Genomic DNA, 2,563 nt, shown 5'->3' on the forward strand with positions numbered 1-2,563 from the left:
GATGAATAATTCCAATACTGTTTTATGTGGTTTCAAGTAATATTTAAGGCCTTAGATAATATTTATTAATCTATACTTAAAAGAAGTATTGAGTAAAAAATAATGCATTATTCTATACCTATTAACCGTCGTAAATCAAAACGTATTCAGGTGGGTAATGTGCCAGTAGGCGATGGCGCACCTATTACGGTACAGTCTATGACTAACACTAATACTATTGATGTGACTGCAACAGTCAAGCAGATCCAGGCTTTAGAACGTGTTGGAGTAGATATCGTGCGTATCTCTGTACCTACTATGAATGCTGCAGAAACATTTAAACTAATCAAACAACAAGTTCATGTTCCTTTGGTTGCAGATATACATTTCGACTATCGTATAGCACTTAAAGTAGCTGAATATGGAGTAGATTGCCTACGTATTAACCCTGGTAATATTGGTAACGAGGCTCGTATTCGCTCGGTAGTAGATTGTGCACGTTATAATAATATTCCTATCAGGATTGGTATCAACGCAGGTTCTCTTGAGCGAGATCTACAAACCAAATATGGTGAGCCTACTCCAGAAGTACTACTAGAATCAGCTTTACGTCATATTGATATTCTCGATAGACTCAATTTTGACCAATTTAAAGTTAGTGTCAAAGCCTCGGATATATTCTTAGCAGTGCAATCTTACCGCCTACTTGCATCACAGATTGATCAACCGTTACATCTTGGTATTACTGAAGCTGGTAGTGCACGTAGCGGTGCAGTCAAATCTGCCATAGGATTAGGATTATTGCTAAATGAAGGTATCGGTGATACTTTGCGTGTTTCTCTAGCTACCGATCCTATAGAAGAAGTAAAAGTAGGATTCGATATCCTGAAATCCATGCGTATCCGTGCTAGGGGTATTAACTTTATAGCCTGTCCAACTTGTTCTCGTCAGGAGTTCGATGTTATCGGTACAGTTAATGCTTTAGAACAGCGACTAGAAGATATTGTCACTCCGATGGATGTCTCTATTATCGGTTGTGTAGTCAACGGTCTAGGCGAAGCCTTAATGTCAACAATCGGAGTAACTGGAGGACATAAGACTAGTAGTTGTTATGAAGATGGGGTTCGACAGCGTTATCGTTTTGATAACAAATTAATTGTTGATCAGCTTGAAGCTCGTATCCGTGCAAAAGCCATCATGCTCGATGATCAAAATCAAATAGGAATCAATTTAATCGATAAATAATCAGGAAATATTAAGATTGAATATGGTAAAACAAATACAGGCAGTTCGCGGTATGAACGACTCTTTACCTAAAGATGCGGCATTCTGGCAGTACATCGAAAGCTTATTAACACAAGTACTAATCTGTTATGGTTACCGTGAAATTCGTTTGCCAATTATTGAACAAACCGCACTATTTAAACGTGCTATAGGTAAAGTAACTGATATCGTAGCAAAAGAAATGTACAGCTTCGAAGACCAGAATGGCGATCATATTACCCTACGGCCAGAAGGGACCGCTAGTTGTGTTCGTGCCGGTATAGAACATGGTCTGTTATACCAGAATATAGAACAGCGCTTGTGGTATATTGGGCCAATGTTCCGCCATGAACGCCCACAGAAAGGGCGATACCGTCAGTTTCATCAATTGGGCGCTGAGGTATTCGGCCAGCAAGGGCCTGATATTGATGCTGAGCTCATTATGCTCACTGTACGCTGGTGGCAAATATTAGGTATAAGCGAACACGTAAGACTAGAACTTAATTCTATCGGTTCTTTAGAAAACCGTGCTCGTTACCATAACGCGCTGGTAACATTTCTAGCACAACATGAAACTTGTCTGGATGACAACAATCGTCGCCGGATGCATACTAATCCGATGCGTGTGCTTGATACTAAGAATGCTAATATTCAGGTATTACTTAATGATGCACCTGTTTTAGCCGACTATCTTGACGATGATGCTCATGAGCATTTTGTGGGCCTATGTAAATTGTTAGACGAAGCTAAAATTGATTATACAATTAATCCGCGTTTAGTGCGCGGCCTAGATTACTATAACTATACGGTATTAGAATGGGTCACAAACCGTTTAGGTTCCCAGGGAACTATTTGCGCAGGTGGTCGTTATGATAGGTTGGTAGAACAACTGGGTGGACGCGCGACGCCAGCTATTGGAATGGCTATAGGACTTGATCGTTTAGTACTGCTCATGCAAGCCGTCAATACTAATTCTTCTGTCACATTGCGCGTAGATGCTTATCTAGTAGCCGTAGGTAAGAATATACAAGGTGCAGCAATGCTACTAGCTGAAAAAATACGTGATGCATTACCGTCCCTACGTCTGATGACAAACTGCGGAGGCGGTAGTTTTAAAAAGCAATTCAGCCGCGCTGATAAATGCGGCGCTAGCTTTGCTTTGGTTCTAGGCGAAAGCGAAGCAGCAGCACAGCAAGTTGTTATCAAAGATCTCACCACCGGTAACCAAGAAACATTAGCGCAAAACGATATCATTACACGTTTAGCATTAATTTTAGGTTAACAACGAAATAGGTTAACAACTCAAATAGCTACATTTTAC

General features: G+C 40.5%; 2 protein-coding genes. Both read left to right on the forward strand.

From position 1 onward, the window contains the following. Window positions 1-102 precede the first annotated feature (102 nt). On the forward strand, window positions 103-1,224 hold the full coding sequence (ispG, locus tag CEX73_RS03250) for a flavodoxin-dependent (E)-4-hydroxy-3-methylbut-2-enyl-diphosphate synthase (RefSeq protein ID WP_101627145.1): 1,122 nt from the start codon (window positions 103-105) through the stop codon (window positions 1,222-1,224). A gap of 22 nt (window positions 1,225-1,246) precedes the next feature. Further along, window positions 1,247-2,524, forward strand: a complete 1,278-nt coding sequence (hisS, locus tag CEX73_RS03255; RefSeq protein WP_101627147.1) for a histidine--tRNA ligase — start codon at window positions 1,247-1,249, stop codon at window positions 2,522-2,524. Window positions 2,525-2,563 lie beyond the last annotated feature (39 nt).

The sequence above is a fragment of the Candidatus Palibaumannia cicadellinicola genome (assembly GCF_002855795.1).
In the GTDB taxonomy this organism is placed as follows: Bacteria; Pseudomonadota; Gammaproteobacteria; order Enterobacterales; family Enterobacteriaceae; genus Baumannia; species Baumannia cicadellinicola_C.

Excerpts from the sequence above, each read along its gene's own strand:
- hisS (WP_101627147.1), top strand. The coding sequence starts at position 1,247 with ATGGTAAAACAAATACAGGCAGTTCGCGGTATGAACGACTCTTTACCT.
- ispG (WP_101627145.1), top strand. The coding sequence starts at position 103 with ATGCATTATTCTATACCTATTAACCGTCGTAAATCAAAACGTATTCAG.